Raw genomic sequence first — 26905 nt, 5'->3', positions numbered from 1 at the left:
ACCCTCCACCATCGGCCGGACGCGGCAACTCGGGCGCGGGCGATCGGGCGGCGGCCCGCGGGCCGCCGGGTCACCCGCCGTGCGGCCCGCGCGCGGTCCGGTCAGAAGTCCGCGTCGCTGGGCCGACGCGCCGTGCGGTCGTCGGCGCGTCCGCAGACGCGGAGCGCCAGCAGCGGCAGGACCAGCACCGAGATCATCGCCGCGCCGACGAGGGCGGCCGCCTCCTCCGTGCCGATGCTGCGCCCCTCCACGCCGATCGTCGTGATCGCCACCACCATCGGCAGGCAGGTGGACGAGTACAGGGCGAGCGCCCTCCGCTCGGGCCGGGCGAGGTCCCCGGGCGCGAGGAGGAGCACCGGCAGACCGCGCACCAGCAGGAACAGCGCGAGGAAGACCGGCACCAGCAGCAGGGCCCTGCCGCCCGAGAGCAGCGCCCCCAGATCGAACTCCACGCCGCTGATCACGAAGAACAGCGGCACGAGGAACCCGAAGCCCATGGCCTCCACCTTCGACATCGCCGTCCGCCGTGTGTCGGCGGAGGTACCCGACAGCAGGAGCTTGGCGACGACTCCGGCGGCGAACGCGCCGAGCAGCACGTCGAGGCCGAGCGCCGCCGAAAGGGCCAGCATCGCGGCGAGCAGCAGGGTGACGAGGCGGACCGCGAAGTGACCGCTGCTGTGCACCGTCCGCTCGGCGACCTTCCTGAACCACGGGGTGCGGGGCCGGGACGCCCACCAGACGGCCGCCGCGGTGACCAGGGCGAACCCCACCAGCACCAGGGCGGAGTCCAGGGGCCGGCGCCCGCTGAGGAACAGGGACACCGCGATGACCGGGCCGAACTCGCCGACCGCGCCGAAGGACAGCATCACCGTGCCGAAACGGCCTCCGAGCTGCCCGTTGTCCGCCAGGATCGGCAGCACGGTGCCGAGGGCGGTGGTGGTGAGCGCCGTCCCGATCACCAGACCGCGATGGACCTCCCCGCCCGACAGCACCGTGGCCGCTCCGACCCCGATGCCGAGGGCGAGCAGCCACGAGGCGACCGCGCGCCGGACCGTGCCGCCGCCCGCGGCCACCAGGTCGAGCTCGTAGCCGGCCAGGAAGATGAGCATGGCCAGGCCGAGTTCCGAGAGCGTGTCCAGCACCTCGTCGGTACGGACCCAGTCCAGCACGTCCGGTCCCAGCAGGATGCCCAGCCCGATCTCGAAGATCACGACCGGCACCCGGAGCACGCGCATCCCGGCGAAGGCCAGCAGCGGCGCGAGGGCCGAGGCGGCCATGACGAGGAGGAACGCGTCGATATGCCCCATGCGGGCATTCTTCACGGGCGGTGATCGTCCGAACGGCCGCGACACCGCGACACCGCGGCTCCTCTACTTGTCCCGGATCTCGTCGAGCGAGTCCTGCATCGCCGCGTGCGCACGGACGAACCAGTCGGCGAGGACGGCCGTCTCGTCGGGGGTGTAGTCGGCGAAGAGCGCGCCGAGCCGCTCGTAGTGGGGGCCGTACACGGCGAAGACGCGGGCGGCCGCCGACGCGTCGAGGGCGACGCGGACCCGTCGGCGGTCGTTCGGGTCGGGCTGCCGGTGGACGTAGCCGGCCCGCTCCAGACGGTTCAGTACGCCGGTGACGGCGCCCGTGGTGATGTTCGCGCGCTCGGCCAGATCTCCAGCGGCCAGGTGCTGCGTCCCGGCGCCGATGATGTGGCCCAGGCAGGTCAGGTCGGTGACGTTCAGCCCCAGCCGCTGGGCGATGTCGTGCTGCGAGACGAGGGCGAGGGCGATCAGCCTGTCCATGGCATCCAGTGCCTGCTTCGGCGTCGCTTCAGGACGGGGCTTGCCCTCCATCGACATTCTCCTTACGATCTAAGCTACTTAGCTCGTGAGCTAAATTGTTCGGTGCTCGAAACGAAGATACAGACGCGGTCGGTAGAAGGAGACACATGAGCGGCATGCACGGCGACCACGATCTTGGTCACACGGTCGCCGGATGGGCCGGTGCCTGCCTCGCCCTGGCCGGCTTCGCCTTCTCCGGCGCGGCCATGGTCGCGGGGTGGCCTGCCGGCTTCTGGCTCGGCCTCGGTGTGGTCGCCCTGGCCGTGCTCGTCGCCTGGGCGCTGCACCTGGGCGGCTGGGGCAAGCCCAGCGGTCCGCGACCGCCCGTCGACCAGCACTGGCGCACCAGGGACCGGGCGGCCGCGCAAGGGCACCCGGACTGCTGGGGCTGCCGCATGGCGGGGCGCGGTCGTCGTCGCCATGCCGAACGCCCGCTCGAACCGGTGCGGCAGCCGGTCGCCGACGCCCTGTGAAGCGGGTCGCGGGGGTGGGAACCGGGTGGCGCGGGGATGACGTGACGGTCGCCGCTCTCCCCGCGAGGCGTCAACCGCTCCCGCGCACGATCTCCTCGGCCTCCTCCAGGCGGTCGAGCAGGAGCAGCGCGGCCTCGTGCCGGGCCTTGGCGTAGACACGGAGCGGCCCGTCCACCGCCTCGGGGCGGTCCAGCGGCTCGGCCAGGGGATAGGTCGAGGCGAGGGTGTAGGCGCAGGCCAGCCGGACGGTGGCGGTCAGGTCGTCGACGCGGGCGGCGGGATGCTCCCGCCGGTAGGCGGCGAGGAGCCGGGGCAGGCCCTCGAGCCACTGGTCGCCCAGCAGGACGGTCCGCGGGTCGAGGCCGATCCGGGCGATCTCCCACGTGGTGAACCGGGGCCGGGGCGGCGAGAAGTCGATCACGGCCGCCACCTCGTCCCCGCGCAGCAGGAGGTCGGGGGAGGCGAGGTCTCCGTGGACGATCTGGTGGGTCAGCGGCGGAAGGCTCGCCAGCAGCGCGGCGGCCCGGCCGAGCAGGTCCCGCCGCTGCTCGGCGGCCTCCAGGGCCCACGCCTCGAACGGGTCCGCGGGGCCCCGGCGGCGGTACTCGGCGATCATCCGGTCGAACCGCGCCCGGTTGCGCCGCAAGGGGGACGCCTCCCGGCCCGGGCGCAGGGCGGGCACGGCGGCGGGATGCGTGGCCAGGTGGCGGTGGAGCCGCCCCAGCGCCGCGCCGACGGCCGGCCAGCGGGCCCCGGTGAGACCCCCCTCGGCCGTCCCGGCGTCGGCCACCCAGGTCCACAGGGACATCCGCAGGGGCTCCACGGTGATCCGCCCGCCGTCGCGCGTGCGCCGTACCTCCGGTACCGGAACGCCGCCCGCACGGGCGAACTCGGCCAGTTCCGTCGCGGCCAGCTCCGGTTCCAGCGCCCCCGGGGCGCGGTAGACCTTGGCGAACCAGAGGCGGCCGTCCTGGTCGGTGACGCGGTAGTTGGCCGTGGCGGTGCCCGCGGGGATGCGGACGGCCTCGGCCGCGTCCAGGCCGTAGGCCCGCCGGAGGGTCGCGCCCAGCAGGCCGTTCACCGGTCCTCCCAGTCCCACGTCTCGACGTAGGCGGTGGTGCCGGTGCGGCGCGCTTCCAGCAGGGCCGCGAGACGGAGCAGGTCCCGCCGCGGCATGAGCGGACGCCACGCGTCGAGGGGGAGGGCGCGCGCGTCGTCGTGCTCCTCGGGGTCCAGGACGAGGCCGCGCAGTTGCCGGCGGGTCAGCCGGCCGGCGTCGAACACGAAGCCGACCGTGCTGTACGGCCACGCGGGGCCGGGCAGGCCGTAGACGGTCGCGAGCAGGCGCGGCGGCCCGGTGTAGGCGATGCCGGTCTCCTCCGCGCACTCGCGCAGCGCGGTCCGCCAGGGCCGTTCGCCCGGTTCCATGGCGCCCCCGGGCAGCTGCCAGGGGTGGAACTCCGAGTAGACGGAGTGGAGTTGCAGGGGGTTGTCGTCCTCGTCGGTGAAGAAGAGGCAGGCGAAGCCGGTCGCCTTCATCAAGGTCTCGGCGTACTGCTCGGGCGGAAGCCAGGTCGGGGTCACACGGGTCCCTTCCGTCGACGCGGTGGCGGTGCGCGGATGTGTGCGCGTGCCCACCGCCAGTTGACCCCCGCGGGGCGCCGCCTCACCAGGGCGCACGGAGCGCGCCGGGGGCGCCGGGGGAGTCCGCACCGTCGCGGGCGGGCTCCCCCGGGCGGTGGCCAGGGGTGCGGGTCAGCGGTCCTGGGAGAGGCGGAGCAGTTCGGCGAAGGTTCCGCCCGCGTGGACGAGGTCGTCCCAGTGGCCCTGTTCGGTGATCCGGCCCTGCTCCATGACGACGATGTGGTCGGCGATCCTGGTGTTCTCCAGACGGTGCGTCACCACGATGGTGATGCGGTCCGCGGCGATGGCCTTGATCCGCTCGAAGATCTGGTGCTCCCCGCGCGGGTCCATCTGCGAGGTGGGTTCGTCGAGGATCAGCAGCGCGGGGCGGCGGTAGAGGGCCCGGGAGCAGGCGATGCGCTGCCACTGGCCGCCGGAGAGCTCGGTCCCGCCGAAGGTGTCGCGGGACAGGAGGGTGTCCAGGCCGGAGGGGAGCGCGTCGACCGCCTCGCGCAGGCCGACGGCGTCGATCGCCTCCCACACGGCGTCGTCGTCGTGCGTGCGGGGCTGGCCGAGGGTGACGTTCTCGCGGACCCGCAGCGGCCACTGGGCGAAGATCTGGGGGACCAGGCCGGTGCGGGCCCACACCGTGGCCGGGTCGGTGTCGGCGAGGTCGGTGCCGTTCCAGGTCACCCGGCCCTTGTCGGGGAGGTAGATGCCGGTGAGCAGCCGGGTGAGCGTCGACTTCCCCGAGCCGTTCGCCCCGACGATCGCGAGGATCCGGCCGCGTTCCAGCGTGAGGGAGACGCCGGAGACGGCGGGCTCGTCCTTCCCGGGGTAGCGGTAGGAGACTTCGTCGAGCCTGATCTCCTCGACCGGCGCGGTGAGCCGGCCGGGTCCGCGACGCGGGGCCCGGGCGGTGGCGTCGTCGAGGAACGCCTGCAGGTCGCTCAGGTAGAGGCTGGTGTGGAAGACCGCCGCGCCGTTGACGACGACCTGGGAGAGCGCGGCGAGGGTGGTCTGGACGGCGATCACCGCCGTGGCGGCGACCGCCAGGTCGATCCGGCCCGAGACCGCCAGCCAGGCCAGGGCGCCCCAGGTCGCGACGAGGAACACGCCGCCGGCGAGCGCCGCGAGCAGCGCGATGCACAGGGTCCGCGGCGCGGCGGCCAGGGTGCGCCGGTCGCAGCGCTCGGAAAGGGCCCGGTACCAGTGGACGAGGTAGTCGGTCATGGAGTTGGCGCGGACCTCGTCGCCGTACTTGGAGGTGGTCGCCCACCAGCGCATCATGCCGCGCACGTTCCGGTCGGCGATGTTGGCGTAGTGGATGTCGTAGTCGACCCGGGCCGTCAGGACGGCACCGACCCCCGCCGGCAGCACGGCCAGCAGGAGCAGCGGCAGCAGCAGCGGGTTCAGCACCGAGAGCACGCCGCCGGCGGTGACCATGCGGATCAGCGCGGCCGTGAACCGCTGGGCGTCCGCGACCATGACCTGGGTGCGGATGACGCCCATCTCGGCCGCCTCCTGCCGGTCGGAGAACCCGCCCTCCGCGTACACCGCCGCCTCGACCCGGCACACCGCCTCGACCAGGGCGCTGTCGGTGCGCGTGGTCAGCAGCGGAGTGATCCGCCGGTCGGCGTACGCGGCCACCGCCGTGGCGCAGCGGGTCAGGGCGGCCGCGACCGCCGCCACCAGCAGGGCGGGAAGGGCCGCGCCCAGCCGGTCGGCGGCGGAGCCGTCCCCGAGGAGCGGCGCCATGGCCCGGGCGGTCGCGGTCAGCAGCACGGCGGCGGACACGCCGGTGACCACCTGGCAGCCGAGCAGGAGCTGCACGGCGCGGCGGTCGGTCTGCCAGGCGAGCCGGAGGATCCGGCCCAGTACCGAGGGAATGCGGGCGCACATCCCCCGGAACGAGGCCTCGGCCAGCGGATTGACGGAGTAGTGCCCCTGGTACGTGATCTCCGCGGGAGGCGGCGGAGGGGGTGGGGTGTCCTGCTGTTCGTTGCTGGCAGCCGAGGTCAACGTGGAGCCCCCTGACGGTCGTCCGGTGTGGTCGTGAGGCTCAACGACCCCGGCCGCGAGTCGAACACATGTGTTTCGGTCGCTCCGGGAATCCCGGAAACGGAGGCGTGGCGGAGCATGGAGGATGCATCCACCCGCCCCCGTCACGGGATGTCAGGGGGAACGGGGGTGGCCGAAACGCCGACGGTCGCCGCCCCGAAGGTGCGAGGCGCTTCCGCCGCGCTCGGACCGGGCCGACCGGGTCGGCGAGCCGACCGGGTCGGCGACGTCGGCCAGGACGCGTCAGCCGACGTCGGCCAGGACGCGTCCGTCCGCCGCGACGCGGGAGGCGAAGCCGCCGTAGTAGGACTCGACCCGGGACCGCTCGGTCAGGTTCGGCACCGCGTTGGTGCAGCTGACGCCCGCGCTGGAGCCGGACATCAGCTGGGAGCAGGGGCCGGGCTTGGTGTCGGGCAGGCCGAGGCTGTGGCCGAGCTCGTGGGCGGCGATACGGGTCTTGTTGTAGCCCTGGGCGACGGCCTGGCTGCCGAGTTCGACCCGCACCTGGCCGCCCGGCCGCACCGGTCCGAGCGTCGCCTGCGGCCAGCCGCTGGTGGCGACGATCACGATCTCGGCGCGGGTGCCGGGGGCCGCCTCGACCAGCTGGACGTTGTCGACGGTCTGGTTCCAGGAGGCCACTCCCGCGGCGACGGCCGCTTCCCAGCCCGTGGCCCGGCTGTCGTCGTAGCGGAGGGTCACCGCCGCCGCGGAGTGCGCCGCACCGGCCGGTGCGGACGCGGGCGCGGGTGCGGCGTGGGCGGCGGTCGCCGCGGCCAGGGTGGCGGCGACGGCGGTGCCGACCGCCTTGAGCCACAAGGACTTCTGCATGGCTGTCCCTTCTTCGTGGGGGACCGCCCCGGCTCGTGACCGGGACGGGGTGAGGGGCGCGCCGCCGGGTGGGACGGGGCGCGGCTCGTGTGGAGCGTCAAGGAGCCTGCCCAGCGCGACCGTCGGGACATGCTCATGCCATGCGGATTGGCCGGAAGGGACGGGTGCGGCCGGGTGGTTCGCGGCGTGGGCCGGGAGCGGTGGGCGCAGGCCCCTCCGGGTGGCGAGCCGTCGGGGCCACCGCCTCGCGGGCGCGGGCCGGTTCAGGTCAGGTCATCCGGATTCCGCCCTTGACCGGGGCATGCCACTTCCCCACGATGAGCGCCACACCCGTACCGGCATGTCGTACGCGCGTGTCACACCCCGGCACGACCCCCGCTCCACTCCCCAGAGCCGGAACAATCCGGAACTCCAGGAGAAAAGAGGAGACTTCATGCGACTCACCCACCGCGGACAGGGCGTCCGAAGCCGCAGACGCACCGCCGCCCTCGCCGCCGTGCTGGCCCTCGCGCTGGCGGCCCCCGTCTCGGCCGTGGCCGACGACACCCCCGCGGCGACGACGCAGGCGGCCGCGGAAGAGGTCCGCCAGTACGAGATCCACCTGCACTCCACGGCGGAGGACCGTACCGCGCTGCAGCGCGCCGGCGTCACCGTCGACGAGGTGCACGGGCACGGCGTGGTCGTCTCCGGCCGCGCGGGGCAGATCAAGAAGCTGCGCGCGCAGGGCTACGACATCACGCCGCTCGGCCAGGTACCCGACCGGTCCGCCGGCGAGGACGACGTCCGCCCCCTCGACTTCCCGTCCGCGGACTCCCGGTACCACAACTACGCCGAGATGAAGGCCGAGATCGACGCGATCGTCCGGGCCAACCCGCAGATCGCCTCGCAGCGGGTCATCGGCACCTCCTACCAGGGGCGCGACATCGTCGCCCTGAAGATCAGCGACAACGTCGCCACCGACGAGGCCGAGCCGGAGGTGCTGTTCACCCACCACCAGCACGCCCGCGAGCACCTCACCGTCGAGATGGCGCTCTACCTGCTCCGCGAGCTGACCGGCGACTACGGCACCGACTCGCGGGTCACCGACATGGTGAACGGGCGTGAGATCTGGATCCTCCCGGACCTCAACCCGGACGGCGGCGAGTACGACATCGCGAGCGGTTCCTACCGCTCGTGGCGCAAGAACCGCCAGCCCAACTCCGGCTCCTCCTACGTCGGCACCGACCTGAACCGCAACTGGAACTACCGGTGGGGCTGCTGCGGGGGCTCGTCGGGCTCACCCTCCTCCGACACCTACCGCGGGACGGCCGGCGAGTCGGCCAAGGAGGTCAAGGTGGTCGCCGACTTCGTGCGCAGCCGCGTGGTGGGCGGCAAGCAGCAGATCAGGGCGGGCGTCGACTTCCACACCTACAGCGAGCTGGTGCTCTGGCCGTACGGCTACACCTACTCCGACACCGCGGCCGGCATGACGGCCGACGACCGCAACGCCTTCGCCGCGGTGGGCCAGAAGATGGCGGCCAGCAACGGCTACACCGCCCAGCAGTCCAGCGACCTGTACGTCACGGACGGGTCGATCAACGACTACCTCTGGGGCGTGCACAAGATCTTCTCGTACACCTTCGAGATGTACCCGGCCTCCAGCTCCGGCGGCGGGTTCTACCCGCCCGACGAGGTGATCGAGCGGGAGACCTCGCGCAACCGTGACGCGGTGCTGCAGCTCCTGGAGAACGCGGACTGCATGTACCGGTCGATCGGGAAGCAGGCGCAGTACTGCGCCTAGGCCCCCGCTGCCCCGTCGCCCCCGCGGGGTGAAGGTCCTGCGGGTTCTCCCCGCCGCGCGTCCGGCGGCGGGGAGGACCGCGGTGGTGTCACCGCTGTCCGGCGAGCCACTCCTCGAAGGTGGTCGGCGCGATCCGGGCGTCCTCGCCCGGCAGCATGACCTCGCCGGCCATCTCCGTGCCGAACAGCCCGGACCAGGTGGGCACCAGCCTGACCTTGCGGCCACGCGCCTCGTTGGTGCGCCGGGCCATGTCGACCAGGTCCTGCGGCTCGGGACCGGCGACGTCGCGGTACAGCCCCAGCGGTTCGCCCGTGGCGATCTCGGCGAGGATCTCGGCCACGTCCCCGGGCGCGATCGGCTGGAGGAGCAGCGGAGCGACCGTCGCGGCGCCGTCCCGCTCGGTCCAGCCCGTCACCATCGCGGCGAAGTCGTGGAACTGGGTGGCGCGGACGATCGTCCACGGCACCGGGCCGCCGGAGACCAGGCGCTCCTGCTCGCGCTTGCCCGCGTAGTGCGCGTTGCCCTCGACGCGGTCCAGGCAGGCGATCGAGAGCAGGACGTGGTGGCGCACGCCGGCCCGCGCCGCGGCGGCGAGCAGGTTGCTGGTGGTGGTGCCGAAGTACGCCACCGCCTCCTCGCGGTCGGCGGCCGTGCCGTTGGTGGCGTCCACCACGGCCTCGACCCCCTCCAGGGCGGCGTCCAGGCCCTCCCCGGTGGTCAGGTCCACCCCCAGGGAACGGCTGATGCGCACGACCTGGTGCCCGGACCGCTCCAGGGCGGCGACGGTGAGGGCTCCGATGTTGCCGGTCGCTCCGGCGACGGCGATCCGCATGGCTGACATGACGACCTCTCCTCTGTCTCGCGTGCCGGTCCGACGCTATCTCGGACAACATAGGTCCGCAATGTCTTTGATTAGGATCGGGGGCATGAAGCTGCCTGTGAGCACAGAATGGCTGTTGCACTGCGCCACCTCGCTGGCGCAGCTCGACGCGGGGGCCACCGCGTCCGCGGCGCAGCTCGCCCAGTACTACGACCTCCCGGCGCCGTACCTCGCCAAGCAGCTCCAGTCGCTGGTGAAGGCCGGCGTGCTGGCCGCGACGACCGGACCGCGCGGCGGATTCCGGCTGGCCCGGCCCGCCTCCGAGATCACCCTGCTGCAGATCGTGGAGGCGGTCGACGGGACGTCCTCCCCGTACGAGTGCCGTGAGATCAGGATGCGGGGGAAGGGCGCGCTGCCCGCCGAGGAGTGCCGGAACCCCTGCGTGCTGGCCGCGAAGATGGCCGAGGCCCACGAGGCGTGGCGCGGCACCCTGGCCGCGACCACCCTCGAGGAGATCCTCGCCGCGCTGCCCCCGTCGGCCCCGGCCCGCACCCGCCTCCGGCTCACCGGCACGGCGTGACCGGCTCCGCGCACCGTGCCCGACCGCCCGCCGGGGTCATGACGCGGCGACGGTCTCGCCGGTGATGCCGCCGAGGACCTCCAGCAGCCGCTCCTGGACGTCGAGGTCGTAGGCGGCGGGATTGGCCTCCAGGGACACCCTGTGCTTGAGGTAGCGGCCGGTGACCAGCGCCTCCGGTTCGTCCGAGACGGCCAGCCAGACCGGCGTCCCGGCGCCGTCCGGCAGCGCGTCCGTGGCGTTCGGACCGCCGAGCCGGGTACGGACCCAGCCGGGATCCACCGCGTTGACGACGGTGTCCGGCCACCTCCGGGCCACCGCGAACGCCAGGACGACGTCCATCAGTTTGCTGTCGGAGTAGGCCTGCATGCCGTCCCACTCCCGCTTCTCCAGCGTCAGGTCGTCGAAGTCGAGGCGGCCCGCGGACTCCAGCCCCGAGGTGAGGTACACCAGGCGCGCGGGCCGCGGACACAGCGCGGTCAGCAGGTAGGGCGCCACCACGTTCACCTGGAAGATCCGGCCCAACCCGTCGGCGGTCACCTCCCGGCGGGAGGCGCCGCCGCCCACGCCCGCGTTGTGGACCACCGCGTCGAACGGGCCCGCCGCGGTCACCGCCGCGGCCAGCGCGCGGGTGCCCTCCAGCGACGAGAGGTCGCCGGTCAGCACGGCGGCGGCGCCGGGCAGCGAGGCGCGCACCTCGGCCGCGCGCCGCTCGTCCCGGGCGTGGGCCACCACCCGGTGCCCGGCCTCGATCAGCACCCGGGCCGTCTCGTGGCCGATGCCCTGGGCCGAACCGGTGATGAAGACGCTGCGCACGATGCTTCCTCTCTGCCGAAGGATCCACGGGGCGGGCCGTCGGGCCCGCCCTCGGGAGATGATCACCGCCAGGATCCCCCGCCGGGACGCCCCGTGGGGCCGGGGCGGCAGAACCAGCCGTTTGACCCTGACACGGTGGCAAGGTCTTCACTGGTCGCCGAGGAGGTGGTCCTGATGACGGTCACCAGGCAGAACACCGAGACGCGGAACGCGGCGACGGCGCGGGCACTGCGGGCGCTGGAGGACGACCGCGCGTCCGTACGGCTGAAGGCGGCGCTGGCGGTCGGCACGGCACCCGACCCGGACTTCGTCCCCCCGCTGATCGAACGGTGCGCGGTGGAGCCCGAGTTCTTCGTCCGCGACATGCTCACCTGGGCGCTCACCCGCCACCCGGTGGGCCTCACCCTGCCCGCGCTGCTCCGCGAGCTCGGCTCCGGGCGGACGCAGGCGCGCAGCCAGGCCCTGCACACCCTGTCCAAGGTCGGCGACCGGCGGGCCTGGCCGGCGATCACCGACGCCCTGCTGGCGGACCCCGAGGACGAGGTGGCGCGCAGCGCCTGGCGTGCCGCGGTGGTGCTCGCCCCGGAGGGCGACCGGCCCGCACTGGCCGCGGCGCTGACCACCCAGCTCGGCCGCGGCGGCCGGGAGACACAGCTCAGCCTCAGCCGTGCCCTGGTGGCGCTGGAGTCCGCCGCGGAACCGGCCCTGCAAGCCGCCGCCCGGGCCGACGACCCCGGCAGGCGCGCCCACGCGCTTGCCACCCGGATCCTGATGCGCGACCCGGACGCCGGGTTCGCGTTCGCCGTCGAGGAGGCGAAGCGCGTCGTGGCCCTCGACGGAGCGCCGGGCGGGGGAGCATAGACCGTGCTGATCGGCGAGGTGGCGAGACGGTCCGGGGTCAGTGCCCGCATGCTCCGGCACTACGAGTCGCTGGGGCTGGTGCGCCCCTCGGGCCGCACCGGCTCCGGCTACCGGGAGTACGACGCGCAGGACATCCAGCGGATCTTCCAGATCGAGAGCCTGAGGTCGCTGGGCCTGTCGCTGCGGGAGATCGGGCGCGTCTTCGACGACCCCGGGTTCACGCCCTCCGCGCTGGTCGACGACCTCGTCCGCCGGACGCGGGAACGCATCGCCGCCGAGACCGAACTCCTCACCCGGCTGCGGCGGATCGACGCCACGGACCCCGCCGGCTGGGAGGACGTGCTCCAGGTCGTCGCGCTCCTGCAGGCCCTCGGCTCGCAGAGCCCCGACACGCGCCAGCGCGCCGCGCTCTCCTCGGGCGACGCGGCGCCGGTGCCGGTGGACGCCCTGGTCGAAGCGGCGCTCGGCGAGACGGACCCGAACGTCGCCGGAGCCCTCCGCTGGGCACTGGCGCGGTCGGGGGCGGGCGTCGCGGCGCTGCTGGCCGAAGGTCTCGGCTCGCCGGTGCCCGCGGTGCGGGAACGTGCCGTCCTGGCCCTCGCGGAGAGCGAGGACGGCGAAGCCGCCACATTCCTGCGGGACGCCCTGCGGAGCCCCGACGACACGGTCCGCCGGCACGCCGCCCTCGCGCTCGGAACCCGTGGCGGCACCGCCGCAGTGCCGACGCTGGTGGACATGATCGTCGACGGCCGGAACGACACGGACGCGGCGGACGCGCTGGGCGCGCTGGCGGCCGACGCGGCGACCGCGGACCGGATCGCGGCGATGCTCCTCGGTCGCCTCGCCGACGCCACCACCGGCGCGCCCGCCCGCGGACGGCTGACCCAGGCACTGGCCGGCCTGCCCGGGCCGAGGGCCACGGACGCCCTCGCGGACCTGTCGCAGGACGCCGACCGCGCCGTGGCGCTGACCGCGACGTACCTGCTGCGGCTGCGGGGGCCCGAACGGCCCGCCGCGGAAGGCGACCCGGAGCCGCCCACGCCGCGTCCGGGCAGGTGAAAGTGGTTTGCCCGGGCATCGGGCACCGGCTAGCTTCGCCGCCGTGACCCCGAACCTGCGCACCGAGCGCCTGCAGTTGGAGCCGTACCGCCCCGAGGACGAGGACGACTTCGTCGCCCTGTTCCTCGATCCACGGGTCTCCCGGTGGATGGGCGACGGCCCGGCCCCCGAGGCCGACTACCGCGCGATGTTCGGACGCGTCTTCACCAAGGTCTACGCGCGGGAACTCTTCGACGTCTGGGCCGTGCGGCAGGACGGCCGGCTGATCGGTCACGCGGAGATCAAGCCGACCGAACAGGTGGGCGGCCATGAGATCATCTACGCTCTCGCCCCGAAGCGTTGGGGAGAGGGCCTCGGCACGGAACTGGCCGAGGCGATCGTCGCCCACGGCTTCGGCACGCTCGGCCTGGCGGAGGTCCACGCCACCGTCGCGGCGCCGAACACCGCCTCCACGGCCGTGCTGACGAGGCTCGGCTTCGAGCACGTCCGGGACGTGACCGAGGACGACGGCACGGTCACGAAGGTGCTGACCCGCCGACAGGCCGGCCGGTAGCGCCGCGGGGGTACGAGCGGGCGGGGCCCATGGTCCCGTCCGAGCGGCGTGCGCGACGCACCCGGCGGCGGGAACGGCGTGATCCGCCGGACAGGAACGTGCACGCGCGGGCCCGCAGTGCGTGGACATCGACGCGTAGGCGGCCTGGTATCGGGGCGGGAGAGGCACTAGCGTCCCGGCGGGGCACATTCGTAGTACCGGTGTGACAGAGGCCCGCCGCGGGGCGGGTCCGCGCCGCGCCGCCCGTCCGCCGTTGACTGACTGGAGCCGTCCATGTTGAGAAGACGATTACCGCGCCGCTGGATCGGTCTGCTGCTCGCCCTCCCGCTCGCCGTGACCGGTCCGCTGTCCCTCCCCGCCGCCTCCGCCGAGGCCCCGCAGTCCGCCGAGGCCCCGCAGTCCGCGCAGGCCATGGAGACGCGGGCCACCGCCGCGGCGGTGCCGCCGCTGGAGGAGGTCACCGCCACCGCCACCCAGGTCGCCTTCGGCCTGCGCCGCCCCACCGCCCTCGTCGCGCCGAGCGACGGCACCAAGCGGCTGTTCATCACCGAGAAGTCCGGTCGGGTCCGCGTCTACCAGCCGGACACCGGCCTCTCCGCCACCCCGCTGCTGGACATCGTCGACAAGGTCGACGAGTCGGGCAACGAGCGGGGCCTGCTCGGCATCGCGCTGCCGCCCGACTTCAACCAGAGCCAGAAGCTCTACCTCGCCTACACGGCGCTGCCCGACGGCGCGGTCACCCTGGCCCGCTACAGCCTCGCCGACGCGAAGCTGGAGGTGCTCCTGCAGCAGCCGCACGCCGACTACAGCAACCACAACGGCGGCCAGCTCGCCTTCGGCCCCGACGGCAAGCTGTACATGGCCATCGGCGACGGGGGCGGGTCCGGCGACCCGTTCGACACCGGCCAGCGCAAGGACACCCTGCTGGGCAAGATCCTCCGCCTCGACGTCAGCCGCAGTTGCGGCTCGCTCCCGTACTGCATCCCGGCCGACAACCCGTTCGCCGGCACCGCCGGTGCCCGGGGCGAGATCTGGCTCTGGGGCACCCGCAACCCGTGGAAGTTCTCCTTCGACCCGGCCGACGGGTCGATGTGGGTGGCCGACGTCGGCCAGGGCCGGTGGGAGGAGATCACCCACCTGACGCGCGCGGAGCAGGCGGGCGCGAACCTCGGCTGGTCCTGCTACGAGGGCCCGCAGGTCTTCGACGAGACCCAGTGCGCCTCCGGCGCCCGCTACACCCCGCAGGACTTCTACTACTCGCCCTACAACGGCAACTGCGCGGTCATCGGCGGGCAGGTCTACCGCGGCAAGCAGTTCGCCGACCTGGTCGGCGGCGCCTACATCGCCACCGACTACTGCTCGTCCCAGGTCTGGGCGCTGCGCCCCGACGGCAACGGCGGCTTCCGCCAGGCCGACATCGGTGACCTGCCCACCCAGGTGACGGCCGTCGGCACCACCCAGGAAGGCGAGTTCTACGTCGTCAACGACCTGCCGGGGGGCCTCCACAAGGTGTCCTTCGCACGTACCACGCCGACCTGCAAGGTCGACGTGAAGAAGACCGCCTGGGGCACCGGCATGACGGTCGACCTCACCGTCACCAACACGGGCACCACCCCCGTGAACGGCTGGTCGCTGATGTTCCCGCTGCCCTACGGGCAGACCGTCACCTCCGACTGGAACACCGACCTGACCCGCCTCGGCGACATCCACACGGCGTCCGACTCCGACCACAACGCGGTGATCCCGCCGGGCGGTTCCGTCACCCTCGGCTACCTCGTCACCCACACCGGTGACACCTCCGCACCGGGTCGCTTCACCCTCAACGAGGCGGCCTGCGCCCGCACCGGCAGCGGCTGACAGCCCGTGCGCCCGGGCCGGTCCACGGCGGACACCCGCCCTGGACCGGCCCTTCGGCGTCAGCGCAGCACGGCCGCCACCAGGTCGGACCCCACCGAGGTCACCGCGGTGACGTCGAGGGTGTGGCGGACGTGGCGGCCGTGCCGCCGCGCCGTGAGCAGGCCGGCGCGCCGGAGCACGGCGAGGTGCCGGGAGACCTCCGGCAGGGACAGCTCCCAGGTGTGGGCCAGCTCCCCGGTGGTGTGCGGGCCGCGCGCCAGGGTGCGCAGGAGCCGCAGACGGACCGGGTGGGCGAGCGCCTCCAGCCGGAGCGTGACGGTCTCGAGCGTCACCGTCCCCGGTGACGTCGCGCCCCGCAGCGCCGTGTCCGGCGACGCCTGCGCCGAGGCGCCCCGGTGTTCCGGCGGACCCGGCTCGGCGACGGGGTACTGCACCACCGGCCGCCAGCCGGATGTGTGGACCGCGACGAGATGCGGGCGGGAGAACACGCTGGGGATGAAGGTGACGCCGCTGCCGCGGGCGGTGGTCGCCCTGTCCTGCAGCTTGTCCACCACCACGCAGTCACCGGCCGGGGTGAGGGTGAGGGCAGCGGAGACGGAGGCCAGCGCCGCGGCGAGGCCCTGACGCCGCAGCAGGTCGTTCTTGACGCGCAGATCCCCGGCGAGCCGCGCCACCACCTCCCGCCAGGCGGCGTCGAAGAAGGCCTCGGCGCACTGCTCGAGGGTCCCGCGTACCCGGGCGCGCGCCGCGGCGGGGTCCGTGAGCAACTGCCGTGCGAAGGCCGCCCGGCCGGGTCCGCGGGCCTCGGCCAGACGCAGGGCCCGGGCGCGGGCGGCGGGGTCGCCGAGCGGCGAGGGAGCGTCGAGAGGGTCCCGGTTGCCGCCGCAGGTCGTCACCAGCGCGGCGGTCGCGTAGGCGGCGTCGTCGATCCGGTCCACGTCGTCGAGTTCCTCGGCGAGGCGGGGCCGCGGCCGGGCGGGAAGCAGGAAGTCGGCCTGGGAGGAGCGCCAGAGGGGCTCGGCCTCGCGCAGGCGTTCGGCCAGCTCCGGCCGCAGCCCCGCCCGGACCTCCGCGGCCCAGGCGGCGAACGCGGGGTGGTGCCCGGGTTCCGCCAGCACGTGCAGCATGGCGGTCAGTTCGGCCAGCGGCGAGGCGGCGAAGCGGATCCGCCCGGGCGGCAGGCCGGTGATGTCGATCCTCAGCGTCACCCGCCCATCATCCGCGGCATCCTGGCGCGCGGACGGGCATCGGTGGAATCGCTTGACGGTGATCGTCAAGCGGCGTGCTCCGCGTGCCCCCTCGCGGCGAGCGTGAAGCCATGACCTCTACCATGCCCTCCACCACCCTCACGACCCGGACCCGTGATCTCGTCCGCGCGTCCGGCGGCCCCCGCTACGCCGTGGCCCTGGCCGTGGACGCCCTGGGAGCCGGCATGCTGCGGCCCTTCCTGCTGCTCTACGGCGTCACCGTGCTGCGGCTCTCCGCCCCGGTCACCGGCGTCGCCATGACCGTCGCCGTCGTCCTGAGCCTGGTGTGCATGCCCGTCGTGGGCCGGTGGCTGGACCGGGGCGCCCGCAGCGCGGTCGTGGCGGCGTCGATGCTGGTGCGGGCGGCGGGGGTGGCCGTCCTGCTGGCCGCCCCGGCCGGGAACCTTCGGATGTTCGCCCTCGCCGTACTGCTGCACGGCATCGGCAACCAGGCGTGGCCCGCCGCCCACGCCGCCGTGGTGGCCACGCTCGCCCACGGCCGGGAGCGCGACACCGCCCTGGCGGCGGGCCGCACCCTGCGCAACGCCGGCATGGGGGCGGGCGCGCTGATCGCCACCGTCTGCCTCGCGGGCGGCGCCGGGGCGATGCGGGCCCTGGCGGCGGCCACCGGACTGGCCTGCCTGGTGGCGGCGGTACTGGTGCGGTCGGTACGCCTGCGGGTGAGCCCCGCCGCGGCCCCCTCGGGCAGGGACGACGGTCCCGTGCCGCCGATGCCCGCGCTGCTGGCGGCCAACGTCGTCTACGTGTTCTGCCTCAACGTCCCCGAGATCGCGCTACCGCTGGTGCTGGTGACCCAGCTGGACGCCTCACCGGCCTGGTCGGCGGCGGTCTTCGTCGCCAACACGGTGCTGGTCGTCACCCTTCAGGTGCCGGTCACCGTCCTGCTCTCCCGCTTTCCCCGGCGGAGCGTGCTCGCCTCGGCCGGCGTGGTGCTGGCCCTGTCCTACCTCGGGTTCCTGGCCGCCGCGTCGCTGGGCGGCAGCCGGGCGGCCCCTGCCGTCGCCGCGGTGTCCGTGGTGTGCACGTTCGGCGAGATCGTCTACACGGGCAGCGCCACCGCGCTGGTCACCCATCTGGCGCCGCCCCGCCGCCTGGGCCGTGTGCTGGCCCGCTTCGAGGTCTCCACGGGCCTCGGTCTCGCGGTCTCGCCCGCGGTCATCACCCTGCTCGCTCCGCGGGGACCGGCCGCCCTCTGGGGCACCCTCGCCGCCGCGACCCTGGTCTCCGCCGGCGCCGTCGCGGCGGAGAAGGACCACGGCCCCCGCTCCGGTCCGGGCGGTGTCCGACCCCGGCCGTAAGGTACGGGTCGTCCCGCGAACCGCCCCGGAGGCGTCCATGACCACCCGGCACACCCCGCCCCGGCCCCTCGACGTCGAGGCGTACTTCCCGGAGCTCGCGCCCCACCGGCGGGAGGCGCTGCGGCTGCATCCGCGGGCCGGGGAGCCGTCGTACCGGGACAGTTCGCTGGGCGGGCCGCTGCTGTGGCCGGCGGAGGAGGACTGGCCGGTCTGCGGGGACGCCGAGGCACATGCCGACCTGGGGCAGGGCGTGCCGGCCGAGGCCGGCGTGCCGCTCGTGCCCCTGCTGCAGATCCACCGGGCGGAGGCTCCCGGCACCCCCTTCCCGGACGGGTGCGACCTGCTGCAGGTGCTGTGGTGCCCGTTCGACCACGACCCGCAGGACTGCCCCCACCCCGTGGTGCGGTGGCGGGCGGCGGAGGCGGTCGGCGAGGTCCGGCCCACCCCGCCGGCGCCGGCCGACGCGATCGAGGAGTACCTGCCGCGGCCGTGCGTACTGCATCCGGAGCGGGTGACCGAGTACCCCGGCGCCGATCTCCCCAAGGAGCTGCGGGACGCCCTCGGGGAGCGCCTCCAGCGGCTCGGGGAGGGGACCGGGTGGGACTACGAGACCGACCTGGCCTCTCGGCACCCGGTACCAAGCTGGGCGGGTACCCGGGCTGGACCCAGAGCCCGCAGTGGCCCGGCTGCGCCGCCTGCGGCGGCCCCATGGAGCACCTGCTGACGGTCGCCAGCTGGGAGTACGACGGGACATGGAGCAGCTGGACACCGGTCGAGGACCAGGCCGCGGCCGAGGGCGGACGGGAGGACTTCGACGACGCGTCGGCGAAGGCCGTCCGGGAACCGGCCGGGCTGATGCTGGGCGACGCGGGCGGCGTGTACCTCTTCGAGTGCCGGACCTGCCCCGACCGCCCGGTCGAGCACCGCTTCGACTGCTCCTGAGCGGCGATCGGGCCGCACTGGGCCATGTCGGGCCGCACTGGGCCGCGTTGACCGCGATCGGGCCGCGATCGGGCCGGGGTCGGGCCGGGGTCGGGCCGTGCCTGGGCCGCGGTCGGGCCGCCCGCCGGGCCGCCGCGTTCCCCGCCGGGGAAGGCGCGGGCCGTGTTTGAGTACGGGTACTCATGCCCCCGCCGGCGGCCTCGGGGGAGTCTGGTGGCGCACGCCAACACGAGGGGGAACCATGAGCCGTCCGCTGCTCTTTCTCGATGTCGACGGACCGCTCAACCCGTATGCCGCGGCGCGGCCCAACCCCCTTCCCGGCTACCGGACCCGGCCCGTCCCCGCCACCCTCCCGGTCCGCCCCTGGCGGCTCTGGCTGAATCCGGCCCACGGCCCGGCCCTGCTCCGTCTCGGCTTCGACATCTGCTGGGCCACCGCGTGGATGTCCGAGGCCAACCGTCACATCGGCCGGGTGCTCGGCCTCCCGGACCTCGACCACGTGGACTTCGGCGCGGACCTGTGCCGGGAGCGCCCCGACGGCGTGCACTGGAAGACCGCCGCCGTGGTGGAGCACGCCGCGGGCCGCCCGTTCATCTGGGTCGACGACGAACTGAGCGTCCTGGACGACCTCTACGTCGACGCCCACAACCCCGCGCCCACGGCCCTGCACCACGTCGATCCACGGGTGGGTCTGCGGCCGGAGGACTTCGCCGCGCTGCTCGACCTGGCGGCCACGCTCACCGACCGCGCGGAGCTGCGCGCGGCGGGCTGAGGGCGGCGGGGGACCGGAGGGGTCGGAAGGGCCGCGGGGCCGGAGGGGCCGGAAGAGTCGATAGGCTGATCATTTCTCATGACCGGTCCGCCGTGTTCTGACAGTCACGCGGTCAACATCTGTCACTCCTGATCAACCTTTCTCCGGGTCGGATCGATCCGCGTACGTTGCGGTCGCAGGAGGGCCCGGAACCGGGGTCGTTCCGCCGACAACCAGCCGACAACCAACGGAGGCTCCGCATGGCGAGCGTGGAAGTTGCACTCAAGGAACTGATGACCGAGATCGAGGGCTCGCTCGGGGCGGCCGTCGTCGACTACACCAGCGGCATGGCGCTGGGCAGCCTCGGCGGCGGCAAGGACCTGGACCTGACCGTCGCGGCGGCCGGCAACACGGACGTCATCCGCGCCAAGGTCCGCACCATGGAGCACCTCGGCCTCAAGAGCCAGATCGAGGACATCCTGATCACGCTGGGCACCCAGTACCACCTCATCAGGCTGGTGACGGGGCGGAACGGCAACGGCCTGTTCCTCTACCTGGTGCTGGACAAGGACCGCTCCAACCTGGCCATGGCCCGCCACGTGCTCAAGCGGGTCGAAGCGCAGCTGGACGTCTGACCGCTCCGTGACCAGGCAGACGCATGCCCATGACTTGCAGACTTCTTCAAGTCATCACATGGAGATCATTCCAACCTGTGAACGTGCGCTGTCCGGGCCGACAAGATGACCGGAGAAGAGCCCAGGGCGCGGTGGGGGAGCGCCGCGCCCTGGGGGCCAGCCACCCGACCGGCAGGAAGACCGCCATGCAACTGCCCCTCTACCAAGCCAAGGCAGAGTTCTTTCGCATGCTGGGGCATCCGGCACGCATCAGGGTCCTGGAACTGCTGCAGCACGGACCCGTCCCGGTCCGGGACCTGCTCGCCGACATCGAGATCGAGCCGTCCAGCCTGTCGCAGCAGCTCGCCGTTCTCCGGCGCGCGGGCATCGTGGTCTCCATCCGGGAGGGCTCCACGGTCAGCTACGCCCTCGCCGGGGGCGACGTGGCGGAGCTGCTGCGCGCCGCCCGCCGCATCCTGACCGAGCTCCTGGCGGGACGGAACGAGCTCCTGGCGGAACTGCGCGAGAACGACGCCTCCCCGCCGCCGGTCACCGCGGTGTCCGGGCAGGGCCCGACGTGCGCCCCCGTTTCCGTCGGCCGGTCGGGGGCAGGCGAAGAGTGACCGCCTACGAAGGGAGTGCCATGAGTGCCGGAGAGAAGGCCAAGGCCAAGGCCGAGCAGATCGCGGGCAAGCTGATCCGCAAGGGCGCCCACAGCGCGGGTGACGACACCACCGCCGCCAAGGGTGGCGCCCTGGAAGGCCGCGGACACGCCCGCGGCACCAAGGAGAAGGGCAAGGACGCCTTCAAGCGCTGACCGGAGGCCGCAGCACCCAAGTGGTGCGGACCACGGACGACGGACGACCCCGGATGCGGACCCCGCATCCGGGGTCGTCCGTCATGTGCGGCCCCTGTCGCGGGCGGGGGCCGGGCCCCTCCGCGCCCCTCGCGGGCCGGCCGGTGTCTTGACCGGCCGTCAGGCGGAGTCCTACAGTGCAGGCGCGGTTCGCACATGAGAATGGCGTCCACATATGTAGACAACGGGAGCCCTGAGGTGCCGAAGCTCGACGGCGTACTGTTCTTCCCGGTCACCCCCTTCACGGGCGCCGGACACATCGACACGACGGCGCTCGCCGACCACGTGGGACGGGGGCTGGACTTCGGGCCCGGCGGCGTCTTCGCCGCGTGCGGCACGGGCGAGTTCCACACCCTGGACCCGGAGGAGTACGGCCAGGTCGTCCGCACCGCCGTCGAGGCGACGGCAGGCCGGGTCCCGGTCTTCGCCGGCACCGGCGGCCCGGTGTCCCTGGCCCGCAGCTACTCCCGCATCGCCCAGGAGGCGGGCGCCGACGGCCTGCTGCTGCTCCCGCCGTACCTGGTCGAGGCCCCGGCCGCCGGACTGATCGCCTACACGCGGCAGGTCGTCGCCGCGAGCGACCTGCCGGTGATCGTCTACAACCGCTCCAACGCCCGTTTCACCCCGGAGGCCGCGGCCGAGGTGGCGTCGATGGACAAGGTCGTCGGCTTCAAGGACGGCGTCGGCGATCTGGACCGGCTCTCCCGCACGGTCTCGGCGGTCCGCTCGGCGCTGTCCGGGCGCGACAAGGACTTCCAGTTCTTCAACGGCCTGCCCACCGCCGAGACGACCGTCCCCGCCTACCGGGGCATCGGCGTCGAGCTGTACTCCTCCGCCGTCTTCTGCTTCGCGCCGGAGGTCTCGCTGGCCTTCCACCGGGCGGTCACCACCGGCGACCAGGACACCGTGGACCTCCTCCTGCGCGACTTCTTCCACCCGCTGGTGGCCCTGCGCGACGAGGTTCCCGGCTACGCCGTCTCCCTGGTCAAGGCGGGCATGGCCGTGCGCGGCCACGACGTCGGAGGCGTCCGGCCGCCGCTCACCGACCCGTCGCCCCAGCACCTCGAACGGCTGCGCCGCATCGTCGACGCGGGGCTCGCCGTCGTCGGCCGCGACGGCGAGGAGGCCGCCCGATGAGCGACGCGATACGGATCACCTCGGTCACCGTCACCCCCGTCGCCTTCCGCGACCCGCCGCTGCTGAACGCCGTCGGCGTCCACGAGCCCTACGCCCTGCGCGCCGTCCTCGAGGTGCACACCGACCAGGGGATCACCGGCCTCGGCGAGACCTACGCCGACTCCGGCCACCTCCGCCGCCTGTGCACCGCGGCCGACGCCCTGACCGGACAGGACGTCCACCACCTCGGCCGGATGCGGGACGCCGTCGCCCGCGCGCTGGGCGGCGACACCGGCAGCGACGGCCACGGACTCACCGGCATGATCACCACCAGCAGCACCGTCGACCGGGTGTTCTCCCCCTTCGAGGTCGCCTGCCTGGACATCCAGGGCAAGGCCGCCGGCCGGCCGGTCAGCGACCTGCTGGGCGGAGCGGTCCGGGAGCGCGTGCCGTTCAGCGCCTACCTCTTCTACAAGTGGGCCGCCCACCCGGGCGCCGAGCCCGACGACTGGGGCGAGGCCCTCGACGCCGACGGCATCGTCGCCCAGGCCCGTCGCATGCTCGACGACTACGGCTTCGGCGCCCTCAAGCTCAAGGGCGGCGTCCTCCCGCCCGACGAGGAGATCGCGACCGTCCACGCCCTGCGCGACGCCTTCCCCGGAGTTCCGCTGCGGATCGACCCCAACTGCGCCTGGACGGTGGAGACCTCGCTGCGGGTCGCGCGTGAACTCGACGGCGTCCTGGAGTACCTGGAGGACCCCACGCCCGGCCAGGACGGCATGGCGGCGGTCGCCCGTGAGGCCTCGATGCCGCTGGCCACCAACATGTGCGTGGTCTCCTTCGACGAGGTGGCCCCCGCGGTGGCCCGGGGCGCCGTGCAGGTCGTCCTCTCCGACCACCACTACTGGGGCGGTCTGCGGCGCTCCGGCGTCCTCGCCGGGATCTGCGACACCTTCGGCCTGGGCCTGTCCATGCACTCCAACTCGCACCTCGGGATCAGCCTCGCCGCCATGACCCACCTGGCGGCCGCCACCCCGAACCTGACCTACGCCTGCGACACGCACTGGCCGTGGAAGGACGAGGACGAGGACGTCGTCGCCCCCGGCGTGCTCGCCTTCCGGGACGGCGCGGTGGCCGTGCCCACCGGCCCGGGGCTGGGTGTGGAACTGGACCGCGACGCGCTGGCCCGCCTGCACGAGCAGTACCTCGCCTGCGGGCTGCGCGACCGCGACGACACCGGCTACATGCGGCGGATCGACCCCTCCTACGAGAAGAGGACGCCCCGCTGGTGAACCGGGACGGCGCCGCACCGGCGCCTCGGCGGACCGCACGCCGAACGGCGCGGCCCCGCCCGCCGGTGCGGACGGGGCCGCCCGCGCCCGTCAGGGCTCAGCGGAACGCGGCCTCGCCGGTGAGGGCCTTGCCGATGACCAGGGAGTGGACCTCGCTGGTGCCCTCGTACGTCAGCACCGACTCCAGGTTGTTGGCGTGGCGGAGCACCGGGTACTCCAGGGTGACGCCGTTGGCGCCGAGCAGGGTGCGGCACTCGCGGGCGATCGCGATGGCCTCGCGCACGTTGTTCAGCTTGCCCACGCTGACCTGCTCCGGCGACAGGCGCCCGTCCTCCTTCAGGCGGCCGAGGCGCAGCGCCAGCAGCATCGCCTTGTCGAGCTCCAGCGCCATGTCGGCCAGCTTCTGCTGGGTCAGCTGGTAGGAGGCGAGGGGGCGGCCGAAGACCGAGCGGTCCGCCACGTAGGAGAGCGCGGTCTCCAGGCAGTCCCGCGCCGCGCCCACCGCGCCGAACACGATGCCGAACCGGGCCTCGTTCAGGCAGCCCAGCGGGCCGGACAGGCCACGGGCCTCCGGCAGCATCGCCTCGGCGGGCAGCCGGACGTCCTCCAGGACGATCTCGCCGGTGACGCTGGCCCGCAGGGAGAGCTTGCGCCGGATCTCGGGTGCCGAGAAGCCGGGCGTGCCGGCCGGGACCAGGAAGCCGCGGACGCCCTCCTCGGTGCGCGCCCACACCACGGCGACGTCGGCCACCGAGGCGTTGGTGATCCACATCTTGGTGCCGTTGAGGACCCAGTCGGAGCCGTCCCGCCGGGCGTTGGTCCGCATCGCGCCGGGGTCGGAGCCGGCGTCCGGCTCGGTCAGGCCGAAGCAGCCGATGGTCTCACCCGCCGCCATGCCGGGCAGCCAGCGCTGCTTCTGCTCCTCGGAGCCGTACTTCCAGATCGCGTACATCGCCAGCGACCCCTGGACCGAGACCAGGCTGCGCAGACCGGAGTCGACCGCCTCCAGCTCCAGACAGGCCAGCCCGTAGGAGACCGCGCCCGCACCGGCGCAGCCGTAGCCCTCCAGGTGCATGCCCAGCACGCCCAACTTGCCCAGCGCCCGCGCCAGTTCGCGCGCGGGGATCGCGCCCTCCTCGAACCAGTCGGCGACCTGGGGGCGCAACTCCCGGTCGCCCATCGTCCGCACGGTCCGCCGGATCTCGCGCTCCTCGTCGGTCAGCAGTCCGTCGACGTCGACCAGGTCGAAGGGGTGGACGGTCGTGCTCTTCATCTCCGGGCCTCCGTGGGACGTGCGCCGAGGGCGGCTGAGGGGGTGCTCCTGCGGGCCACAGTTAACCCCGGAACGGATGGTCGATCCAAGTAGTTGGTCCCGCAGGAACCGCGGACGGCCGTCACCGGCGGCGTACCCGAGCCCCGGCACACCCGTCCGCCACAACGCCCCGGCCACCCGACCGGCCCTGCTGCGGGCCGGCTGAGCGTTACGGGAGCGGCCAGCCCGTGTAGCCCTCGGCCAGGTAGGCGTGCCCTGCCGCCGACCCGACGACCGTGCGCAGTTCGCCCAGCTGCCGCATCCGGTCGAACGCGTCGGCCCCCGGCCGCAGGTGCAGCATGTTCGTCATCCACCAGGAGAAGTGCTGCGCCTTCCAGATCCGCTGCAGGGCGGTCTCCGGGAAGGCGTCGAACAGGGACGCGTCCCCGTCCAGGAGCAACGCCCGCAGCGCGTCGGTCAGCAGGACGACGTCGGCGACCGCCAGGTTCATCCCCTTGGCGCCGGTGGGCGGCACGGTGTGCGCCGCGTCGCCGACCAGGACGACCCGGCCGCGCCGCAGTTCCCGCGCCACGAAGCTGCGGAAACGCAGGACGTCGCGCTGGAAGACGGGCCCCTCCTTGAGCGTGGTGCCCGGGACCCGCGCCTGCAGGATCTCCCACAGCCGCTCATCGGAGTACGCCTGCGGATCCGTCTCCGGGTCGCACTGGAAGTACATCCGCTGCACCTCGTCGCTGCGCCGGCTGATGAGGGCGAAACCCTCCGGCGAGTTGCTGTAGATCAGCTCCTCGGAACTGGGCGGCGCCTCGCAGAGGATGCCGAACCAGGCGAAGGGGTACTCCCGGTAGTGCCCGTCGCGCGCCGAGCCGTTGACCGCCTCGCGGGTGACGCCGCGCGAACCGTCCGCGCCCACCACCACGTCGGCCTCGATCTCGATCCGGCGGCCCTCGGCGTCCCGGGCGATCACGCGCGGCCGGTCGGTCCCGGCGTCCTCCACGCGCTCGGCGGTCACCTGGAACCGCAGGTCCTGTCCGGCGGCCAGGCGCGCCGCGACCAGGTCCTTGAGCACCTCGTGCTGGGGGTACAGCCAGACCGCGCGGCCGACGGTCGCGGCGAAGTCGATCCGGTGGCCCTCGCCGTCGAAGCGCAGCTCGACGCCCTCGTGCTTCTGCCCGACGGTCAGCACGCGGTCCGAGGCGCCGCTCCGGTCGAGGATCTCGACGGTCCCCTGCTCGAGGATCCCGGCCCGGATCGTCGTCTCGATCTCCTCGCGGCTGCGGCCGTCGATCACCACCGACTCGATGCCGTGCCGGTCCAGCAGGTGGGACAGCAGCAGGCCGGCGGGGCCTGCGCCGACGATCGCGACACGGGTGCGTACGGACATGACGTCTCCTTCGACCGGGGTGGAACGGCAGGAGTCTGGCGCGGACGGGACCGGGTTGACGACGGGCTTTCCCGTTGAACGGGAATCCGTCTACGGGCGGCGGGCGCCCAGGGCCGCCGAGATGCCCGCGGCGGCGGCGCGCAGCTCGTCCACCACCGGCCGGGTCGGCGTCTCACGGGGCAGGACGACCGACAGCGCGGCCACCACCCGGCCGCGCCCCTCGCGCACCGGGACCGCCACACCCGTCGACACGCTCTCGATCGTGCCCGGCGCCACCACGATCCCGTCACGGCGGACGGCGGCCAGCACCTGGCGCAGCCGCGCCGGGTCGGTGACCGTCTCCGGGGACACCGGCCCGAGCGGCCCCGCCAGCACCCGGTCCTGCAACTCCCGCGGGGCGTGGGCGAGCAGGACCAGGCCCGAGGAGGAGGCGTGCAGGGGCAGCCGGCCGGCGATCCGGGTGATGTTCGCCCCCGCCTGCGGGTGCGACAGGCGCTCGACGAAGAGGGTCTCGTCGTTCTCCAGCACCGCCAGCTGGGTGTGCTCCCGCACCCGCGCCTGCACCCGTTCCATGTACGGCAGCGCCGCCTGGCGCAGCCGCAGCGCGTGCGAGCCGCGCAGGGCCAGCTCCCACAGGCGCATGCCCAGCCGCACCCGGTGCTCCTCGTCCCGTTCGAGCAGCCCGCACTGCACGAGTTCGGCCACCATCCGGTGGGCGGTGGACGACGGCAGGTTCGCGCGGCGTCCGATCTCCGACGCCGTCTGCACGGTGCGGTCGGCGTCGAACGTCTCCAGCACGCGGACGATCCGCTCGGTGACCGTCTCGCCGGACCCTGAGTTCGCCATGGCGCCCACGGTGCCACAGACGCGGCGGGGGGGGGGGGGGCCCCCGGGGGGGGGGGGGGGGCCGGGGGGGGGGGGGGGGCGGCGGGGGGGGGGGGGGGGGGGGGGAATAGAAGGGGGGGGATGTGATA

The 26905-nt window shown here is 73.9% G+C and carries 28 protein-coding genes; 16 read left to right on the top strand and 12 right to left on the bottom strand.

Translation table 11 applies throughout. The features are described 5' to 3' along the window. Positions 1-101: 101 nt before the first annotated feature. Positions 102-1307, bottom strand: coding sequence for a cation:proton antiporter (locus ACWD3O_RS22670; protein ID WP_451417140.1), 1206 nt, complete (start codon positions 1305-1307; stop codon positions 102-104). A gap of 63 nt (positions 1308-1370) precedes the next feature. Beyond that, positions 1371-1844 carry a MarR family transcriptional regulator gene (locus ACWD3O_RS22665; protein WP_451411696.1) on the bottom strand — a complete coding sequence of 158 codons (474 nt, stop codon included), beginning with the start codon at positions 1842-1844 and terminating at the stop codon, positions 1371-1373. 95 nt (positions 1845-1939) lie between these two features. On the opposite strand from ACWD3O_RS22665, the gene ACWD3O_RS22660 reads away from it, so the two are divergent. Then, the gene (locus ACWD3O_RS22660) at positions 1940-2305 is read left to right on the top strand and encodes an HGxxPAAW family protein (protein WP_451411697.1); all 366 of its coding nucleotides are present in this window, start codon (positions 1940-1942) and stop codon (positions 2303-2305) included. 70 nt (positions 2306-2375) lie between these two features. Here the strand turns inward: ACWD3O_RS22660 and ACWD3O_RS22655 are convergent, their stop codons facing one another. From ACWD3O_RS22655 to ACWD3O_RS22640, 4 genes are all read right to left on the bottom strand, one after another. After that, positions 2376-3386 (bottom strand): phosphotransferase enzyme family protein, encoded by a 1011-nt coding sequence (locus ACWD3O_RS22655; RefSeq protein WP_451417139.1) that lies wholly within the window; start codon positions 3384-3386, stop codon positions 2376-2378. Further along, positions 3383-3889, bottom strand: coding sequence for an NUDIX domain-containing protein (locus ACWD3O_RS22650; RefSeq protein ID WP_451417138.1), 507 nt, complete (start codon positions 3887-3889; stop codon positions 3383-3385). Before ACWD3O_RS22650 ends, ACWD3O_RS22655 begins: the two co-directional genes overlap by 4 nt. A gap of 171 nt (positions 3890-4060) precedes the next feature. Beyond that, positions 4061-5950, bottom strand: coding sequence for an ABC transporter ATP-binding protein (locus ACWD3O_RS22645; RefSeq protein WP_451411700.1), 1890 nt, complete (start codon positions 5948-5950; stop codon positions 4061-4063). Between the two features lie 282 nt (positions 5951-6232). After that, on the bottom strand, positions 6233-6817 hold the full coding sequence (locus ACWD3O_RS22640) for a snapalysin family zinc-dependent metalloprotease (RefSeq protein ID WP_451411701.1): 585 nt from the start codon (positions 6815-6817) through the stop codon (positions 6233-6235). Between the two features lie 433 nt (positions 6818-7250). Between ACWD3O_RS22640 and ACWD3O_RS22635 the strand changes: the two genes are divergently transcribed. Then, positions 7251-8597 carry a M14 family metallopeptidase gene (locus tag ACWD3O_RS22635; protein ID WP_451411702.1) on the top strand — a complete coding sequence of 449 codons (1347 nt, stop codon included), beginning with the start codon at positions 7251-7253 and terminating at the stop codon, positions 8595-8597. A gap of 88 nt (positions 8598-8685) precedes the next feature. Here the strand turns inward: ACWD3O_RS22635 and ACWD3O_RS22630 are convergent, their stop codons facing one another. Further along, positions 8686-9438: an SDR family oxidoreductase gene (locus tag ACWD3O_RS22630; protein ID WP_451417137.1), complete on the bottom strand. Its 753-nt coding sequence runs from the start codon at positions 9436-9438 to the stop codon at positions 8686-8688. Between the two features lie 85 nt (positions 9439-9523). On the opposite strand from ACWD3O_RS22630, the gene ACWD3O_RS22625 reads away from it, so the two are divergent. Further along, positions 9524-9997, top strand: coding sequence for an RrF2 family transcriptional regulator (locus ACWD3O_RS22625; RefSeq protein WP_451417136.1), 474 nt, complete (start codon positions 9524-9526; stop codon positions 9995-9997). Positions 9998-10033: 36 nt separating this feature from the next. Here ACWD3O_RS22625 and ACWD3O_RS22620 read toward each other — a convergent pair whose 3' ends face one another. After that, a complete protein-coding gene (locus ACWD3O_RS22620) occupies positions 10034-10810 on the bottom strand; it encodes an SDR family NAD(P)-dependent oxidoreductase (protein WP_451417135.1) in 777 nt (258 codons plus the stop codon). 174 nt (positions 10811-10984) lie between these two features. Between ACWD3O_RS22620 and ACWD3O_RS22615 the strand changes: the two genes are divergently transcribed. From ACWD3O_RS22615 to ACWD3O_RS22600, 4 genes are all read left to right on the top strand, one after another. Beyond that, positions 10985-11671, top strand: coding sequence for a HEAT repeat domain-containing protein (locus tag ACWD3O_RS22615; protein ID WP_451417219.1), 687 nt, complete (start codon positions 10985-10987; stop codon positions 11669-11671). Between the two features lie 3 nt (positions 11672-11674). Continuing rightward, positions 11675-12730: a HEAT repeat domain-containing protein gene (locus tag ACWD3O_RS22610; RefSeq protein ID WP_451417134.1), complete on the top strand. Its 1056-nt coding sequence runs from the start codon at positions 11675-11677 to the stop codon at positions 12728-12730. A 43-nt stretch (positions 12731-12773) separates the two neighbouring features. Beyond that, entirely contained in the window at positions 12774-13283 is a 510-nt protein-coding gene (locus ACWD3O_RS22605) for a GNAT family N-acetyltransferase (RefSeq protein ID WP_451417133.1), read from the top strand. Positions 13284-13556: 273 nt separating this feature from the next. Continuing rightward, positions 13557-15140: a PQQ-dependent sugar dehydrogenase gene (locus ACWD3O_RS22600; protein ID WP_451417132.1), complete on the top strand. Its 1584-nt coding sequence runs from the start codon at positions 13557-13559 to the stop codon at positions 15138-15140. A 59-nt stretch (positions 15141-15199) separates the two neighbouring features. Here ACWD3O_RS22600 and ACWD3O_RS22595 read toward each other — a convergent pair whose 3' ends face one another. Beyond that, the gene (locus tag ACWD3O_RS22595; protein WP_451417131.1) at positions 15200-16348 is read right to left on the bottom strand and encodes a DUF5937 family protein; all 1149 of its coding nucleotides are present in this window, start codon (positions 16346-16348) and stop codon (positions 15200-15202) included. Between the two features lie 110 nt (positions 16349-16458). Between ACWD3O_RS22595 and ACWD3O_RS22590 the strand changes: the two genes are divergently transcribed. The 9 genes from ACWD3O_RS22590 (at position 16459) to ACWD3O_RS22550 (ending at position 23277) form a co-directional block, all read left to right on the top strand. Further along, entirely contained in the window at positions 16459-17706 is a 1248-nt protein-coding gene (locus ACWD3O_RS22590; protein ID WP_451417130.1) for an MFS transporter, read from the top strand. Positions 17707-17743: 37 nt separating this feature from the next. Next, positions 17744-18430 (top strand): hypothetical protein, encoded by a 687-nt coding sequence (locus ACWD3O_RS22585; RefSeq protein ID WP_451417129.1) that lies wholly within the window; start codon positions 17744-17746, stop codon positions 18428-18430. Then, positions 18415-18648 (top strand): hypothetical protein, encoded by a 234-nt coding sequence (locus ACWD3O_RS22580; protein ID WP_451417128.1) that lies wholly within the window; start codon positions 18415-18417, stop codon positions 18646-18648. Before ACWD3O_RS22585 ends, ACWD3O_RS22580 begins: the two co-directional genes overlap by 16 nt. 241 nt (positions 18649-18889) lie before the next feature. Next, positions 18890-19420, top strand: a complete 531-nt coding sequence (locus ACWD3O_RS22575) for a hypothetical protein (protein ID WP_451417127.1) — start codon at positions 18890-18892, stop codon at positions 19418-19420. A 239-nt stretch (positions 19421-19659) separates the two neighbouring features. Next, positions 19660-20034, top strand: coding sequence for a hypothetical protein (locus ACWD3O_RS22570; RefSeq protein WP_451411713.1), 375 nt, complete (start codon positions 19660-19662; stop codon positions 20032-20034). Between the two features lie 185 nt (positions 20035-20219). Then, on the top strand, positions 20220-20636 hold the full coding sequence (locus ACWD3O_RS22565; protein WP_451411714.1) for an ArsR/SmtB family transcription factor: 417 nt from the start codon (positions 20220-20222) through the stop codon (positions 20634-20636). 20 nt (positions 20637-20656) lie between these two features. Continuing rightward, positions 20657-20830: a hypothetical protein gene (locus ACWD3O_RS22560; protein WP_451411715.1), complete on the top strand. Its 174-nt coding sequence runs from the start codon at positions 20657-20659 to the stop codon at positions 20828-20830. Between the two features lie 201 nt (positions 20831-21031). Beyond that, entirely contained in the window at positions 21032-22006 is a 975-nt protein-coding gene (locus ACWD3O_RS22555) for a 5-dehydro-4-deoxyglucarate dehydratase (RefSeq protein ID WP_451417126.1), read from the top strand. After that, positions 22003-23277 (top strand): glucarate dehydratase family protein, encoded by a 1275-nt coding sequence (locus ACWD3O_RS22550; protein ID WP_451417125.1) that lies wholly within the window; start codon positions 22003-22005, stop codon positions 23275-23277. The genes ACWD3O_RS22555 and ACWD3O_RS22550 overlap by 4 nt, the downstream gene beginning before the upstream one ends. A gap of 97 nt (positions 23278-23374) precedes the next feature. Here the strand turns inward: ACWD3O_RS22550 and ACWD3O_RS22545 are convergent, their stop codons facing one another. The 3 genes from ACWD3O_RS22545 to ACWD3O_RS22535 form a co-directional block, all read right to left on the bottom strand. Then, positions 23375-24550, bottom strand: a complete 1176-nt coding sequence (locus ACWD3O_RS22545; protein WP_451417124.1) for an acyl-CoA dehydrogenase family protein — start codon at positions 24548-24550, stop codon at positions 23375-23377. A 208-nt stretch (positions 24551-24758) separates the two neighbouring features. Next, the gene (locus tag ACWD3O_RS22540) at positions 24759-25931 is read right to left on the bottom strand and encodes a 4-hydroxybenzoate 3-monooxygenase (RefSeq protein WP_451417123.1); all 1173 of its coding nucleotides are present in this window, start codon (positions 25929-25931) and stop codon (positions 24759-24761) included. A gap of 90 nt (positions 25932-26021) precedes the next feature. Then, positions 26022-26777: an IclR family transcriptional regulator gene (locus tag ACWD3O_RS22535; RefSeq protein ID WP_451417122.1), complete on the bottom strand. Its 756-nt coding sequence runs from the start codon at positions 26775-26777 to the stop codon at positions 26022-26024. Between the last annotated feature and the right edge of the window lie 128 nt (positions 26778-26905).

The organism is Streptomyces sp. NPDC002640 (genome assembly GCF_053592575.1).
Note: the sequence above shows the minus strand (reverse complement) of the source record. Positions and strands in the feature narration are given on the sequence as shown.